This is a genomic window from Methanolacinia petrolearia DSM 11571, assembly GCF_000147875.1.
GTDB classification, from domain to species: Archaea; Halobacteriota; Methanomicrobia; order Methanomicrobiales; family Methanomicrobiaceae; genus Methanolacinia; species Methanolacinia petrolearia.
In genome coordinates this window covers 272,914-286,838 of record NC_014507.1, presented here as the reverse complement: position 1 = coordinate 286,838, position 13,925 = coordinate 272,914, and the positions used below count along the sequence as shown (strand labels likewise).

16 protein-coding genes and 1 pseudogene are annotated in these 13,925 nt (G+C 47.1%); 8 read left to right on the top strand and 9 right to left on the bottom strand.

The window, feature by feature from the left end:
- Nucleotides 1–7: 7 nt before the first annotated feature.
- From MPET_RS01385 to thiM, 3 genes are all read right to left on the bottom strand, one after another.
- Entirely contained in the window at nucleotides 8–898 is an 891-nt protein-coding gene (locus MPET_RS01385; protein ID WP_013328230.1) for a bile acid:sodium symporter family protein, read from the bottom strand.
- An 80-nt stretch (nucleotides 899–978) separates the two neighbouring features.
- Nucleotides 979–1,620, bottom strand: coding sequence for a thiamine phosphate synthase (gene thiE, locus MPET_RS01380; protein ID WP_013328229.1), 642 nt, complete (start codon nucleotides 1,618–1,620; stop codon nucleotides 979–981).
- Complete coding sequence (gene thiM, locus MPET_RS01375; protein ID WP_013328228.1) at nucleotides 1,610–2,419, bottom strand: hydroxyethylthiazole kinase; 810 nt, start codon at nucleotides 2,417–2,419, stop codon at nucleotides 1,610–1,612. Before thiM ends, thiE begins: the two co-directional genes overlap by 11 nt.
- Before the next feature lie 352 nt (nucleotides 2,420–2,771).
- On the opposite strand from thiM, the gene MPET_RS01370 reads away from it, so the two are divergent.
- On the top strand, nucleotides 2,772–3,299 hold the full coding sequence (locus MPET_RS01370; RefSeq protein ID WP_013328227.1) for a YqhA family protein: 528 nt from the start codon (nucleotides 2,772–2,774) through the stop codon (nucleotides 3,297–3,299).
- 40 nt (nucleotides 3,300–3,339) lie between these two features.
- On the opposite strand, the gene MPET_RS01365 is transcribed toward MPET_RS01370, so the two are convergent.
- The 3 genes and pseudogenes from MPET_RS01365 to MPET_RS15570 form a co-directional block, all read right to left on the bottom strand.
- Nucleotides 3,340–4,191: an IS5 family transposase gene (locus MPET_RS01365; RefSeq protein ID WP_013328226.1), complete on the bottom strand. Its 852-nt coding sequence runs from the start codon at nucleotides 4,189–4,191 to the stop codon at nucleotides 3,340–3,342.
- Between the two features lie 117 nt (nucleotides 4,192–4,308).
- Nucleotides 4,309–4,470 (bottom strand): hypothetical protein, encoded by a 162-nt coding sequence (locus tag MPET_RS15430; RefSeq protein WP_225353838.1) that lies wholly within the window; start codon nucleotides 4,468–4,470, stop codon nucleotides 4,309–4,311.
- A gap of 99 nt (nucleotides 4,471–4,569) precedes the next feature.
- Nucleotides 4,570–4,731: pseudogene (locus tag MPET_RS15570) on the bottom strand (YkgJ family cysteine cluster protein); the annotation flags it as partial.
- Between the two features lie 249 nt (nucleotides 4,732–4,980).
- On the opposite strand from MPET_RS15570, the gene MPET_RS01355 reads away from it, so the two are divergent.
- Complete coding sequence (locus tag MPET_RS01355) at nucleotides 4,981–5,295, top strand: hypothetical protein (RefSeq protein ID WP_013328225.1); 315 nt, start codon at nucleotides 4,981–4,983, stop codon at nucleotides 5,293–5,295.
- A gap of 75 nt (nucleotides 5,296–5,370) precedes the next feature.
- Here MPET_RS01355 and MPET_RS01350 read toward each other — a convergent pair whose 3' ends face one another.
- On the bottom strand, nucleotides 5,371–6,459 hold the full coding sequence (locus MPET_RS01350) for a hypothetical protein (protein ID WP_013328224.1): 1,089 nt from the start codon (nucleotides 6,457–6,459) through the stop codon (nucleotides 5,371–5,373).
- Nucleotides 6,460–6,693: 234 nt separating this feature from the next.
- On the opposite strand from MPET_RS01350, the gene MPET_RS01345 reads away from it, so the two are divergent.
- Entirely contained in the window at nucleotides 6,694–7,491 is a 798-nt protein-coding gene (locus MPET_RS01345; protein ID WP_013328223.1) for a response regulator, read from the top strand.
- Between the two features lie 2 nt (nucleotides 7,492–7,493).
- Here MPET_RS01345 and MPET_RS01340 read toward each other — a convergent pair whose 3' ends face one another.
- Together MPET_RS01340 and MPET_RS01335 are read right to left on the bottom strand one after the other, a co-directional pair.
- Nucleotides 7,494–8,294, bottom strand: a complete 801-nt coding sequence (locus tag MPET_RS01340) for a potassium channel family protein (protein ID WP_013328222.1) — start codon at nucleotides 8,292–8,294, stop codon at nucleotides 7,494–7,496.
- A 51-nt stretch (nucleotides 8,295–8,345) separates the two neighbouring features.
- Nucleotides 8,346–8,948: a hypothetical protein gene (locus MPET_RS01335; protein ID WP_048130473.1), complete on the bottom strand. Its 603-nt coding sequence runs from the start codon at nucleotides 8,946–8,948 to the stop codon at nucleotides 8,346–8,348.
- A 352-nt stretch (nucleotides 8,949–9,300) separates the two neighbouring features.
- Between MPET_RS01335 and nifH the strand changes: the two genes are divergently transcribed.
- From nifH to MPET_RS01310, 5 genes are read left to right on the top strand one after another with little or no spacing between them, the layout of a single operon-like run.
- Complete coding sequence (gene nifH / locus MPET_RS01330; RefSeq protein ID WP_013328220.1) at nucleotides 9,301–10,122, top strand: nitrogenase iron protein; 822 nt, start codon at nucleotides 9,301–9,303, stop codon at nucleotides 10,120–10,122.
- Between the two features lie 31 nt (nucleotides 10,123–10,153).
- On the top strand, nucleotides 10,154–10,480 hold the full coding sequence (locus MPET_RS01325) for a P-II family nitrogen regulator (RefSeq protein ID WP_013328219.1): 327 nt from the start codon (nucleotides 10,154–10,156) through the stop codon (nucleotides 10,478–10,480).
- A gap of 15 nt (nucleotides 10,481–10,495) precedes the next feature.
- The gene (locus MPET_RS01320; RefSeq protein WP_013328218.1) at nucleotides 10,496–10,915 is read left to right on the top strand and encodes a P-II family nitrogen regulator; all 420 of its coding nucleotides are present in this window, start codon (nucleotides 10,496–10,498) and stop codon (nucleotides 10,913–10,915) included.
- 19 nt (nucleotides 10,916–10,934) lie between these two features.
- Entirely contained in the window at nucleotides 10,935–12,551 is a 1,617-nt protein-coding gene (nifD, locus tag MPET_RS01315; RefSeq protein WP_013328217.1) for a nitrogenase molybdenum-iron protein alpha chain, read from the top strand.
- A 2-nt stretch (nucleotides 12,552–12,553) separates the two neighbouring features.
- Nucleotides 12,554–13,924, top strand: a complete 1,371-nt coding sequence (locus MPET_RS01310) for a nitrogenase component 1 (RefSeq protein ID WP_013328216.1) — start codon at nucleotides 12,554–12,556, stop codon at nucleotides 13,922–13,924.
- Nucleotide 13,925 lies beyond the last annotated feature (1 nt).

Genomic DNA, 13,925 nt, shown 5'->3' with positions numbered 1-13,925 from the left:
TGGAATTTCACGAACTGATTCCCGTTTCAGCCATACCATTCTCTTTGAAATTCTTCCACCCCCACCACCCGGCAAGCAGCCCGGTGATCAGGGTCTGGAAGAAGATATAGAGGATGATTACAGAGAGAACGCCGTGGCCATCCTCAAAACTCCCCACACCTATAAGAAATGCCACACCGGCATTGCGGATAGAGGTGCTGACCGCCATCGATTTCTTAGTCCCCTCCGCCGATCCCCCGAGATAGTAACCCGCTGCAAGGGATATGAACACGAGCAGGACGATCGCAAGGATCCCGCGTATGCCGATAATTCCCGCGAGGGAGGATTCTGATTCCGAGAAGAACTTCAGTCCGAATGCAAGAATCACGACTACAAGCGCAGAGATATTGGAGATCCAGAAGACGGGGCCAGATGCCCTCTCCGCAAGGTGCGGCCTCTTCGCCTTCAAAAACATACCGAAGAAGAGAGGGATCACCTGTATTATTGCAAGCGTCTGAATTACCGGCCAGATATCGATACTGCCGGTTCCTGGTACCAGCAGAAAGACCGTAAGCGGGGCGGAAATTATCGCGATCATACACAGGAGGAACATGACGCCTATCGAATGCCCTACGTCCCCTCCGGCGAACTCGATTATCTTTGGCCCGTATGAAGCCCCGGGCGAACAGGCCATTATCAAAAATCCGAAGAGGGCGACTCCGTCAAGACCGAGGAGAATCGCAAGCCCCACACCTGCGAGAGGTATCGCGATAAGGTTCAGCAAAAGAGAATTAACGAGCACACCGGGTTTTCTGAACGGATCGAGTATCTCTTTTACCCCGAGATTCAGGCCGATCTGGAACATCGACGAGACGATAAAAAAATAGATCAGCCAAAGGATCAGGTCGAAAGGAGTCACAATAAATAATAGATGCCTATTACTTAAATCCTGCTCTTTTTAAGAGAATATTACAGGCTTTCTGAAGTATCACAACTGGATCAGCCAAGACCGTTCTTTCTTTTCTCAACTGCAATTATTTTCTTCATCTCTTCTGCTGCCGACCTGATATCGTCTGCACCGGCAACGGCGGAGATTACCGCGATACCATCCGCACCTGCCGATAGAACATCCTTCACGTTATGCAATCCTATACCCCCTATCCCGATCACGGGGATATCAACATTCGACCGGATTCGAGAAAGCATCTCCAGCCCGTGACCCGGCCCTGCATCATCCTTGGAGACTGTTGAAAAGACAGGGCTCAATGCAACATAATCGGCTCCGGCTGACTCCGCTTCAATCGCCTCAGCGACGTTTCCGACTGAGATTCCAATGATAAAACCCGGGGGGGATATTCTCCTTGCCCAATCGGCAGTCATATCGTTCTGCCCGAGGTGAACGCCGTCGGCCCCCACCGCAAGGGCGGCATCGATCCTGTCATTTACTATGAACATGGCCCCCGAAGCGGATGTAATATCCCTTATTTCCTTTGCTGTTTCTATAAATTCCCGGATAAGCAGGGTTTTGTCCCGGAACTGGATGACATCCGCCCCTCCGGCAGCAGCCTCCAGGGCGATCTCCTGGTGGGTTCTCCCCCGACCGATCTCCCTGTCTGTTACGACATAAAGATCATACGGCATCCTTCGCCCTCACCTTTGCATGTTCCGCGAGATCGGCTTCATTCAGGCTGAAAAGCTCGTCAAAAAGGGCAGTCCGAAACGAATATGGACCTTTAGACTTCACGGCTGCGAGTTCGCCGGCTCTTCCGAAAGTTGCAAAGGCTGCCGTTGAAGAGATGGCATAGTCTTTTTCCACTGCAGCGAAAGCTCCTGTGAGGGAGGCCCCCATGCACCCGGTTCCCGAGAGATTTCCCATCATGGAAACGCCGTTTTCTACAAGCATCACTTTCTTCCCGTCGGAGATTATATCGACCGGGCCGCTCATTACGACTGTTGTATTCAGGCTCTCGGCACATGCACGTACGGTCTCTTCGGGATCGCTCAGGACACCGCACGAGTCTACACCGCGAACACCGCCCTCTATTCCTGCGATCGTGCCAATCTCACCGGCATTGCCCTTTATTACCGCGATATCGATCCTGTCGAGGAGCTCCATAACGGTCTGAGTCCTTAGTTTTGTGGCCCCTGCACCAACCGGGTCCAGGATTACGGGAATCCCGAGTTCGTTTGCTCTTTTCCCTGCCTCAAGCATTGATTCAACCTGAAAAGAGGTCAGTGTACCGATATTCAGGACGAGAGCATTCGCAGCGGAGACCATCTCGGCGGCTTCGGCCTTGTCCGAGGTCATCACCGGTGCAGCACCGGCAGATATGGTAATATTTGCGCAGTCGTTTATTGTCACGATATTCGTAATATGATGCACAAGAGGCCGGTTCGCTCTCACTCTTGCAAAGATCCCAGCTATATCCTTTCCGTTCATATGCCCTGCTCCTGTCCCCTGATCTTTCACCCGGACAGGCAATTCATATCATATATGTAAGGACTGCCTCATATACGGTTTCACTATATATCAAAACCGACAGCAGAAATTCCAAGTTTATAATACACAAAATGTGAAACAATAACCAGATTTCAATAATTATGGAGACCGATGAAATTGCGGAAAATCCGGTCTTGAAAATATTCGGATGAAACCGGTTATACACATAATATTATTAGAAAAAACTGATTCGACATATTCAAACTCAAAACTTTTGACAGCCTCTCAACGCTCTCAATGTATTATATCCCTCAAGGTGAAAGATATTAGAAGTAAAGGAGCCGCATAAATAATGAGCGACAACAGCCCCGGTCTCGGAAAGAAATTAGAAAATTCATTTGAAAGGGTTCTCTGGAGCCTGAGGTTCATAGTGCTCCTCGGGGTAATATTCGGTGCAATAAGTGCGATTATCCTCTTTGTCGTAGGATCGTTTGAGATCTTCAGTGTCCTCAACGAGGCCTTTTTTGAAGTTGAATCCCACTTATCACATGAAACGATACTCATCGGACTTATAGGTGCAATCGACTTCTACCTGATCGGCCTTGTACTCCTTATATTCAGTTTCGGAATATATGAGCTATTCATCTCCCAAATTGACATTGCAAGGAGCTGCGGAAGTTTCACAAATATTCTAGAAGTAAGGAACCTTGATGATCTTAAGAATAAGATCCTTAAGGTCATCATAATGGTGCTTATTGTAACTTTCTTCCAGAGAGTCCTCGACCTTGATATGGCGTCGTCAATCGACGCCCTTGCGATGGCAATCTCGATCTGCCTGATCTGCATAGGCGTTTATTATATGGGAAGGCACAACATCTGAATTTTAAAAATTGGGCTCTGTAGAAAACCTCTCTCTTTTTTTAGAGAGTCATATTGTGGATTAGCATTCTGATTTTGATCTCTTTTATCTGGTTGAAATATTTCCTCGATCTGACATTCTCTTTGTATTTCCTTTTAATTACTGAAAATACAGTCTCCACCATATTTCTCTGCCCGTATTTTTCCTGATTGAAATTCTCAATCATTTCCTTCCTGTACTTTCCAGAGTAGATATTTCCATTCCATTTCCTAACAGGAATTATTGATTCAGCTCCAATAACATCTCTGATATATTGATGAATCTTTTCAGAATCATATCCTTTATCCATCGTGAAGCAATCAGTTTTTGTTATTCTGCTGACTTGGTTAATGAGAGATTTTGCATGTTGAGAGTCATGTACCGGTACCTTCGAAAATTTCCATCCCATAATAATTAATTTATCAGAATCAACAGCAATTGAAGCCTTAATAAAACTTTTACGAGTTTTATTGATTCTTTTTGAATAGTAATAACTTGCATATGAACTGGTAAATCCAGTAGAATCTATCGATGTAATCCTGATTTGATTACCCTTCTGGTGTAATCTTCTAATCACATTTTTTAGGATTATACGAAATGTGAGTGAAGGAATTCTTGAAAGAAATTTTTGAAGAGTTGTATAATGAGGTATTTGTTCTAATTGAAGAATATCGGTAATCGTTGTTAAATTAGGGAGTAATTCTATAAAATCTCGATAATCTTTACCTATCTTTTCTTTTAATATGATTAATGTTAGAAGTTGGTGCTGAGTATATTTCTTTTTTGAAAACTTAGAGGATCGAAGGGGTACATGTGAATTATCTATTACTTCAAGGGATGTTTTCACAAAGTTGATGTACCAGTTTTCAGACATTATTTAAGGAACTCCTTTTCTATTTGTGGTTAAATAAAATTGGAGTTCCTGTACGATCGATCTTTCGGTCGCTATTTTCTTAGAGGATTTCTACAAGGCCAAAAATTGAATTTTTCTTTATTTACGGGTTGAATGACCCTCTTCAAGAAGTATCCGTTCCATTTCGGAGTCCCATCTCTCCTGGTCGGATGGATCAAGCTGTTCAATCCTTTCGGCCCAGATCTTTTTGAGCGTATCGTCATTTGTCCTGAGAATCCGGGGTCCTGTTATCCTCCCCACGGGCTTTTCACCTGAGTTAAAAATAAGGATGCGCCAGCATCCGTAACTCCTGCACATATCCGTCCTTGTCTCGTGGATGATGCAGCAGACTCGGTTGTTGGCGGGATCGGGCCTGAGAAAGGGGCAGGCTTCGGGAAGTTCTTCGAATATGCTCCTGTCAGGGTATAGGTTGAGTTTATCGGAGTCTATTTTGACTCTTTTTCTCTCACCCGTATACTGGTTGCATATGACGAATTCGGTCTCGCCGATCTCCTCCTCAATGGTTAGAACCGTTCCGAGGTAGCTGCAGCATTCGCCGCACTGAAGGCATTCAAAACCCAGAAAAATCTCTCCTCATCTTTCCGTCAGCCATATCGTTCAGAGATTTATTGAACTGCAATTATCAAAAAGCAACCTGAAACAAAACTCAACGGCTCCGGATCAGTCTTTTCCCCGACATAAATTTATGCTGATGTTGAACCGGGATGATCAATTAATATTTATACTGTCCGAAGAAGAGAAGGAATCATCATGAAATGGCTGGTTGCTGCCGGACTGATCATGATCATCTCCTGCGGCTGTGTTGCATTTACGGATGAGGCCGTCGGCACATGGGAGAACAAAAGTCTGCCCCTTCAGGAGATTATGACGATCAAATCCGACGGAACATATTACATGTCCGATATGGACGGAAACGGGCTGTCTGGCGGAACATGGGTAAATATCGAAGATCACTACATATTCACCCCGGAGAGCGGCGGTGAGAAGATGTACGCAGGAATCACACGGGGAGGAAGAGGGCAGGTTTTCATGATCTTCGACAATATCACGTATCTTAAGATTTGATTCCGAAAAAACGTTTATGAAACAAAGGTTTCATGGACTGTTTCATGTAAATCACAACGTGATTTTCATGTAAAATCAGATCTTTTTTTTGTACTTTATATATTCCTCCCCATAGGAACTAACTACCTTTACTGATAACTGATCCTGTTCCCCGGGAGATCCATAAAGGAAGAATTCCGTTTCAGGAAGATACTCCTCATCTTCAGCCGCTTCTACGGATTTTTTTTCAACAGAACCGTCCGCTTTTACCAGTTTGGCTTCTATCGCACGAATGAAATAGCTCTCCGGACCCCCGTTGTATGATACCGTAATCCTGCCCGAATCATAGTTTTTCATAACCTGAACGTCAACCTGAATATCGTGCAGTCTCCAGTAGACCTTCTCACCTCCAAGTTCAAGCTCAAGATATGTATCCGGGGAAACCGAATAATTTTCAGGCACATCATAGATTATCCATCCTGTAAGTGCACCGGACCCTTCTACAGCGTTAAGGGACGAAAATACCTCCTTCCCCACATATATCTCACCCACACCCCGGATTACGAAGCGGCCGTTGATCATAGTATCATGAGACACATCATTTTCTATTACCGCACCGAGACCCTCAGCAAAATTCAGACTCGGAGTGATATTTCCCGACGGGTCCACTACGATGAAATTTCCGGTTACAGGAGTAGTATGTCTTTCAAGATGGGTAGTGACCGGGGCGGCAGTTACACTCACAAGCAGAAATTTGAATCCGTCAGGAGGCGATATCTCATATTCATGGCCCGAATAAAGGTCTTTGAGATACATCCTTTCCATAATCTTCGTCCTTTCGAAAGACAATGATATATCACTTCTTTCGTCTCCTTCAGAGAGGATCTGCATTCCATCTTCATCGTAGAGTACATATTCACCGTAGCCGTGAGCCACGGATGCAATCTCGCTGAAAAGTTCGTCCAGACCTTCCGACGAATATGAACCGGTAGAATTATCGGGACTCTCAGCCTGACCGGCAGATTCAGTTGAGATATTCTGGCCTGAGGGTGCTGATTCTGCTCCCGGAACTAATTCGGATTTGTTTTGAGCAGAAATGTAGTCCGAATCTGCCTGGATGTAAAATAAAACTACAAGGAAGAATGCTATAAGGATAATCAATGCCGCAATCATCCGTTTTTTCATTATTCCGGTATATCGGGCAGAAAAATATATATCGCTTTTCAATTATAACCCGATCAGGCCTTTTACACCCCGTTAGGGAGAATCAGATACATGAAAATAGATGAGAATTATTTTCATCTTAATAGCAGATATAATAATTACAGATAAAACCGGCTCCTGTAGAGGAAATATTGCATTCCAGCTATTTTTTCCAGAAATATCCTGAACCGGCACCAGATTAACGGAGTTAATCATATGGCAGATACGATAAAAGGCAATGCAAAAAAAATCTTAATTGTCGAAGATGACGATCTCGTTGCCTCGCTTATAGAGGACGTACTCGGCAAAAGAAATTATACAATCATCGATAAAGTCACCACAGGCGAGGAGGCGCTCGATAAGGCGATTAAACACCTGCCTGACATCATCCTTATGGATATCCGCCTGGAGGGGAGGATAGACGGGATTACTGCCACCAGGTACATAACATCACTCTTCGGGATCCCGGTGATATTTATTTCCGGAGAAAAAAACGAAGAACTGTTCAGGATAGCGGCCACGGCAGGGCCGAGCAGTTTTATTACAAAACCTTTTACTGCAAACGACATCTACTCGAATATTGAGATCGCTCTTGCAAAGGGTGAGATGAAGAAAAAAGAGAAGAAGAACCAGTTCGATCTCCCTGCGGTCATTCTATACAAATCTCTCTCAGAGATGGACGCCTACTTCATTCTCGATGAAAAAGGGGGAATTATATTTTTGAACCCTTATGCAGAACATATGATAAACACCAATATTTCCGGGGCTGCAAGGGAATCTATCAACAAGTATCTGCTCTTTTATAATGCGGCAACAAGGGAACCCTACAGGGATACGTTCAACAGCATTGTCAGGGAATGCAACTTCTTCGGGGAAAAATCAAAGATAGCTATAAAAATGTCGAACGGATCGTTCAGGCCTGCTGTGACCAAATCATTTGTCATCTATGACCTTTTTCAGAACCAGATCGGCACGGTCTTCAGACTCCACCTCAAGGCCAAAGGAGAGATGTGATTTTATTTCTTTTCTTTACCAGGGACATTATTTTCAAGTTCTGCAAGCCTGGACGAGAGATCGTCCTGAAAACCCCTGCATTCCTTTAAGAGCGAATGAATCTCCCCAATCTTTGCGGTAATCTCCGGGTCGGGCAGGGTATCCTCTTTCCGGGATACAAGTTTGGTCGACAGAAAACCTGCCAGTGTTCCGAAAACGCTGACTCCCGAGATCATAAGCACTATACCCACAATTCTTCCTTTGACCGTAACCGGATAAAAATCTCCGTATCCGACAGTTGTAACTGTTACGCACGCCCACCAGATGGCATCTCCCCCGGTAAGAATATTTGCTTTCGGGGACACACTTTCAAACTGGACCACAAGGACCGACGATAGTTCGATAATTATTATGATGAATATCAGGATGAAGAATAAGGCAACCTCGGCCCTGTTCTTCGACATCTCTTTCCGGATCTTATCGACGCCGTTCTTTCTCATCACATAGACAATCCGTATTATCCTGAAAAGACGGAAGATCTTGGCTATTGGGAAAGGAACTGCAGATAGGAGATCGGCCCATCCCCAGTTTTTAAAGAAATAATGGTATTTGGAATCATATGTAAAAAAACGGAAGAGAAAATCAGCCATGAAAACTAAACTGATGAAGAGATCGATTATACCAACGATCTCCGTCGCCGCAGGGACCAAATCGGGGAGGAGATAGAATATTATATTGAATACGGAAAGAGCAGACAACAGCAGGATGAAGACTTCATATCCGGTGCCTTTATATTCGTCAGAAGAATGATCCGCTTCCTTCATAGCCAATCATATTTACCGGAGGGATTTTATGGATTTTGGTTTCTGGAAAATTCAGGGCTTCATGTTTCTTCCCGGATCTGACGGAACCAAATTCATTCCGGTTGCTCCAAATATTATTATCAGGAAAAGTGCGAGTTCAAGCAGAAGCAGGGCAGATACAATCATAATATATTTTTTAATGCCCCCTTTATCTCCAAAACACGAATAAGTTCCTTCAATGAAATAACCGACCAGGCCTCCGATAACTGCAGCAGGAAGGGGTGTCATATAGAGCTGCAAATCCAGTAAAGAACTGAACAGAAAGTTATGCATGATGAGATCGAGTGCAGCGTAGACCAGTACCGGGAATAAAGAAACGATAAGAGCTGCAAGAACTCCATAGATTACCTTCGTCTTCTTAGACAAAACTTCTCCGTCCGGGTCACGGGACGCCCTGTATGCGGCAAGCACAGAAGCTGTTATCGACATGAGAAAAAACATTGAAGAGATATACAAACTTAAAGAATTCCCGGAATTGCCATATTTCAGCAGATTTTCTGTGACTGCAAAAAGAACCAGTCCGAATACAAGATATATGAGTGAAGCGATAAAACCGTATAAAAGGATTGGTTTTTCTTTAAAATAATGAAGAGGAGGCATATTTTTTTCTTCCATTACTATTCTATAGCATGATAAAATATTTGATTTTTAGCATAACGCGGGCACCTGCGGCGGGTGCCGGAACGGAGAAAATTCATAAAACCGGCATCCATCGTTATGCATGACCCGATCTTCCATCAGGCCCTTTTCAGGGCAGATCTAGTTCCGCAAAATACGATCGTTTTGAGGGATAGTTTCGTTATATGATTTGTAATTATTTGTCATCAGTAAAGTACTTAAATTCAATAAATTCAGTTTACTAAAAACAAAACTATAAATGTGGCTTGTTGGAATATATATTCCATAAGCTATAAATATTCAATATGTTAACTTACTATTTGTCAAAAGAAACAATGGGTGTAAACACATGCGACAGATAGCAATTTACGGAAAGGGTGGTATCGGAAAGTCGACTACCACACAGAACACAGTAGCGGCACTTGCAGCTTCAGGAAAGAAGGTCATGGTAGTCGGGTGCGACCCGAAGGCCGATTCAACGAGGCTTTTGCTCCACGGACTATGCCAGAAGACGGTGCTTGACACACTAAGGGATGAAGGAGACGACATAGACCTTGAGGATGTCCTCAAGCCCGGTTTCGGAGAGACTATGTGCGTTGAATCCGGAGGTCCTGAACCTGGTGTAGGCTGTGCAGGAAGGGGTATCATCACATCGATCAACCTCCTTGAATCACTCGGTGCATATACCGACGATCTCGACTACGTCTTCTACGATGTCCTTGGTGATGTCGTATGCGGAGGATTCGCAATGCCTATCCGTGAAGGAAAGGCTCAGGAGATCTATATCGTTGCCTCAGGAGAACTGATGGCACTCTACGCTGCAAACAACATCTCCAAGGGTATCCAGAAGTATGCCGAAACAGGCGGTGTAAGGCTCGGGGGAATCATATGCAACAGCCGTAAGGTCGACCACGAACTCGAACTCCTCCAGGCATTTGCAACAGAACTCGGCTCGCAGCTCATCTACTTCGTTCCCCGTGACAACCTCGTCCAGAGGGCGGAGATCAACAAGAAGACAGTCGTCGATTTCGATCCCGAATCCAACCAGGCAAACGAGTACCGCAGCCTTGCAGCTGCAATCGACGGCAACAAGATGTTCGTCATCCCGAAGCCCATGAGCCAGGATCGCCTCGAAGAACTAATGATGGAGCACGGTTTCCTCGGACTCTGAACAGGAACCAAAGATCAGGAGAGTGACAAAGATGCTGTTCGTAAGAGCGATAGTCAGGCCCGAAAAGAAGGATGAGGTCCTAGAAAACCTCTCGGCAGGCGGATTTCATGCCGCAACAGTCGTCGACGTAGTCGGCCGCGGAAAACAGAAGGGTATCAGGATGGGAGACGTCTTCTACGACGAGATCCCAAAGACCCTGATCCTCGTTGCCATCGAAGACAAGGACAAGGACAAAATTACGGATATAATAATAAAGACCGCAAAAACCGGCACCAGCGGAAACTTCGGTGACGGAAAGATATTCATAAGCCCGGTAGAGGAGGCATACACGATCTCCAAAGGAACAAAGGGTCTCTGAGCAGGAGGTGCTGAAATGAAGGAAATTTTGGCAATCGTGCGAATGAAGAAGACCGGCGCCACAAAGCGTGCCTTAATCGAAGCAGGTGTCGCCGGTTTTACCGCGATGAGGGTCATGGGCCGGGGAAAACTAGTCCATGACGAGAATATCATCACGCCATGCAAGGACATTCTGAAGGGCATGGCACCGGACGACGTCATCGAAGAGCATGAATCCGAAGAGCAGATCGTTACATTCCTCGACGACACGAGGATGTTTCCCAGACGTCTCTTCACGATCCTCGCGTATGACGAGGATGTCCCAAGAATAGTTGAAGCAATAATGAAGGCCAATCGCACAGAACGCGGTGCAGGCGACGGAAAGATCTTCGTAACCCCTGTAACAGATGCAATCCGTGTCCGCACGAGTGAATCGGGCGACGCTGCGATCTGGTAGGCCGACAGGAGCGAGAGAAATGACACTTACTGAATTGAACACAGACGAGATAATGACTCCTTACCCTGACAAGGTGAAAAAGAACAGGAAGAAGCATATCGTCGCAAAGACCGGTGAGGCCGCCTCCTGCCCGCAGATCGAGGCGAATACGAGAACGGTCCCAGGCATAATATCCCAGAGGGGATGCTGTTATGCGGGCTGCAAGGGTGTGGTCGTAGGTCCGATAAAGGATATGATCACGATCACTCACGGCCCCATAGGCTGCGGCTACTACAGCTGGGGAACAAGGAGAAACAAGGCAAGAGCCGATGAGAAGACACCCCCCGAACACCTCTTCGGAACTATGTGCTTTTCGACCGACATGCAGGAGAGCGACATCGTCTTCGGCGGCGAGAAGAAGCTCACCAAGATGATCGACGAGGTCGTCGAGATATTCCACCCGAGAGCGATTAACATCTGCTCCACCTGTCCGATAGGACTTATCGGAGACGACCTGAGTGCAGTATCGAAGGCCGCAGAAGCAAAGCACGGGATTCCGGTTCTCCATTACAACTGCGAAGGCTACAAGGGAGTCAGCCAGTCGGCGGGCCACCACATCGCCAACAACCAGATAATGGAGCGGATCATCGGAACAGGAACAGACGAGCTGGAAGGCGATTACATCATCAATATCCTCGGCGAGTACAACATCGGCGGGGACGGATGGGAGATCGAGCGCATCCTCAAAGATATCGGGTATAATGTCAACTCGATCCTTACCGGCGATTCGGCCTATGTGAACATCAAAAACCTGCACAAGGCCCACCTCAACCTTGTCCAGTGCCACCGTTCGATCAACTACATCGCCGAGATGATGGAGACGAAGTACGGAACTCCCTGGCTGAAGGTGAACTTCATAGGAGTGGAGGCTACGATCGAGAGCCTTCGTGACATGGCGCAGTGCTTCGGGGACGAAGACCTGATTGCAAGAACTGAAATGGTTATCGAGCGCGAACTTGCCGCAATCTCACCGGAACTTGAAAGGTACCGCAAGATATGTGAAGGCAAGACGGCATTTGCATTCGTCGGCGGTTCACGAAGCCACCACTACCAGTACCTCCTCAGGGACCTGGGGATGGAGGTTGTGGTTGCAGGTTACGAGTTTGCCCACCGTGACGACTACGAAGGCCGTGAGGTAATCCCGACGATCAAGAGCGACGCCGACTCGAAGAACATCCCCGAGCTCCACCTCGAGCCGGACCCCGAGATGTACGAGGAGCCCCACCTCCACCTGAAGATGTCGAAGGGGAAGTATGACAAGATGGTGGAAATGGGAAAACTCGGCAATTACGACGGAATGTATCCCGATATGATCGACGGCAGCGTAATGATCGACGACCCGAACCACTACGAGACCGAGGAGCTCATAGAGATCTTCCATCCCGACCTGATATTCTCGGGAGTCAGGGACAAGTATATTTCGCACAAGATGGGAGTCCCGTCAAAGCAGATGCATTCGTACGACTACAGCGGCCCGTACGCCGGATTCAGGGGTGCGATAATCTTCGCACAGGATGTTGCAAACGCACTGTCGACCCCTGCATGGAAGATGATCACCCCGCCCTGGGAAAAGGACGAAACCGGAGGAGATGAGTAAAGATGCTCGACTGCGTACCAAAGGAACCTGTCACAACACATACTACAGGAAAGATCAACCCGGCAAAGACATGCCAGCCGCTCGGTGCAATGTATGCCGCCCTCGGAATTCACGGCTGTCTGCCGCACAGCCACGGGTCACAGGGATGCTGTGCATATCACAGGATGGCGCTCACCCGCCACTTCCGTGACCCTGCAATGGCATCATCAAGCTCCTTTACGGAAGGAGCTTCAGTATTCGGAGGCGCCGCAAACCTGAAGACATCAATAAAGAACGTATTCGAAATCTACAACCCGGACATCATTGCAGTCCACACGACATGCCTCAGCGAGACGATCGGGGACGATATCCCGACGATCATCAAGCAGACCGAAATCCCGGAGGGCAAGTATGTCATCCACTGCAATACCCCGAGCTACTACGGCTCGCACATAACAGGGTTTTCGAACATGTGCAAGGGAATCGTAAACTACCTTGCAGAATCGGACGGAAACCCGAAGAAGGAGCAGGCGAACATCTTCCCCGGCTTCGTAAACCCTGCCGACATGAGGGAAGTAAAGCGGATCGTGACCGAGATGGGAGTTCCGTCGATAATGTATCCGGACACCACCAATGTTATGGACTCGCCCCTACTGAAGAAGTATGAAATGTACCCGATGGGTGGGGCGAAGATCGAGGACATCAAGGACTCGGGCAACTCTAAGCTGACGCTCGCACTCGGTACATGGTCGTCTGCAGAGGCAGCTGCGATCCTCCAGGAGAAGTGCAAGGTTCCCGGTGTCCCGCTGAAGATACCGATCGGGATCAAGGCGACAGACGCCCTCATAATGGCGGTTAAGGACGGTTTCGGAGTAGAAGTCCCGCAGTCCCTCGAGATCGAGAGGGGCCAGGTCATTGACACGCTCATCGACACACACTTCCATTACCAGGGGAAGAAGGTCGCTATATTCGGTGACCCGGACACTGTAATCGCGATGACCGAGTTCCTGATCACGATGGGAATGATCCCGAAGTATGTTCTTACGGGAACAAACGGCAGGAAGTTCGAGGAGACTATCAGCGCAATGCTCGAAGAGGCCGGAATCGAAGGAAGCAAGGTCAAGGCCGAAGGAGATCTCTTCGACCTTCACGAGTGGATCAAGGAAGAGCCTGTCGACCTGCTGATAGGAAACACACACGGGAAATATATCGCAAGAGCCGAGGACGTCCCGTTCGTAAGGTTCGGTTTCCCGATCTTCGATCGTGCGGTGCACCCGCTGATGCCGGTTACCGGTTACAGGGGATGCCTTCGCCTGATCGAGATGATAAGCAATGCACTTCTCGACCGCCGTGACCGCGACTGTGCCGACGAAGACTACGAACTCGTATTGTAAC

What these genes read in the sequence shown, in the direction of transcription:
- thiE (WP_013328229.1), bottom strand. Translation starts at nt 1,620, where the DNA reads ATGCCGTATGATCTTTATGTCGTAACAGACAGGGAGATCGGTCGGGGG.
- thiM (WP_013328228.1), bottom strand. Translation starts at nt 2,419, where the DNA reads ATGAACGGAAAGGATATAGCTGGGATCTTTGCAAGAGTGAGAGCGAAC.
- MPET_RS01370 (WP_013328227.1), top strand. Translation starts at nt 2,772, where the DNA reads ATGAGCGACAACAGCCCCGGTCTCGGAAAGAAATTAGAAAATTCATTT.
- MPET_RS01365 (WP_013328226.1), bottom strand. Translation starts at nt 4,191, where the DNA reads ATGTCTGAAAACTGGTACATCAACTTTGTGAAAACATCCCTTGAAGTA.
- MPET_RS01355 (WP_013328225.1), top strand. Translation starts at nt 4,981, where the DNA reads ATGAAATGGCTGGTTGCTGCCGGACTGATCATGATCATCTCCTGCGGC.
- MPET_RS01350 (WP_013328224.1), bottom strand. Translation starts at nt 6,459, where the DNA reads ATGAAAAAACGGATGATTGCGGCATTGATTATCCTTATAGCATTCTTC.
- MPET_RS01345 (WP_013328223.1), top strand. Translation starts at nt 6,694, where the DNA reads ATGGCAGATACGATAAAAGGCAATGCAAAAAAAATCTTAATTGTCGAA.
- MPET_RS01340 (WP_013328222.1), bottom strand. Translation starts at nt 8,294, where the DNA reads ATGAAGGAAGCGGATCATTCTTCTGACGAATATAAAGGCACCGGATAT.
- MPET_RS01335 (WP_048130473.1), bottom strand. Translation starts at nt 8,948, where the DNA reads ATGGAAGAAAAAAATATGCCTCCTCTTCATTATTTTAAAGAAAAACCA.
- nifH (WP_013328220.1), top strand. Translation starts at nt 9,301, where the DNA reads ATGCGACAGATAGCAATTTACGGAAAGGGTGGTATCGGAAAGTCGACT.
- MPET_RS01325 (WP_013328219.1), top strand. Translation starts at nt 10,154, where the DNA reads ATGCTGTTCGTAAGAGCGATAGTCAGGCCCGAAAAGAAGGATGAGGTC.
- MPET_RS01320 (WP_013328218.1), top strand. Translation starts at nt 10,496, where the DNA reads ATGAAGGAAATTTTGGCAATCGTGCGAATGAAGAAGACCGGCGCCACA.
- nifD (WP_013328217.1), top strand. Translation starts at nt 10,935, where the DNA reads ATGACACTTACTGAATTGAACACAGACGAGATAATGACTCCTTACCCT.
- MPET_RS01310 (WP_013328216.1), top strand. Translation starts at nt 12,554, where the DNA reads ATGCTCGACTGCGTACCAAAGGAACCTGTCACAACACATACTACAGGA.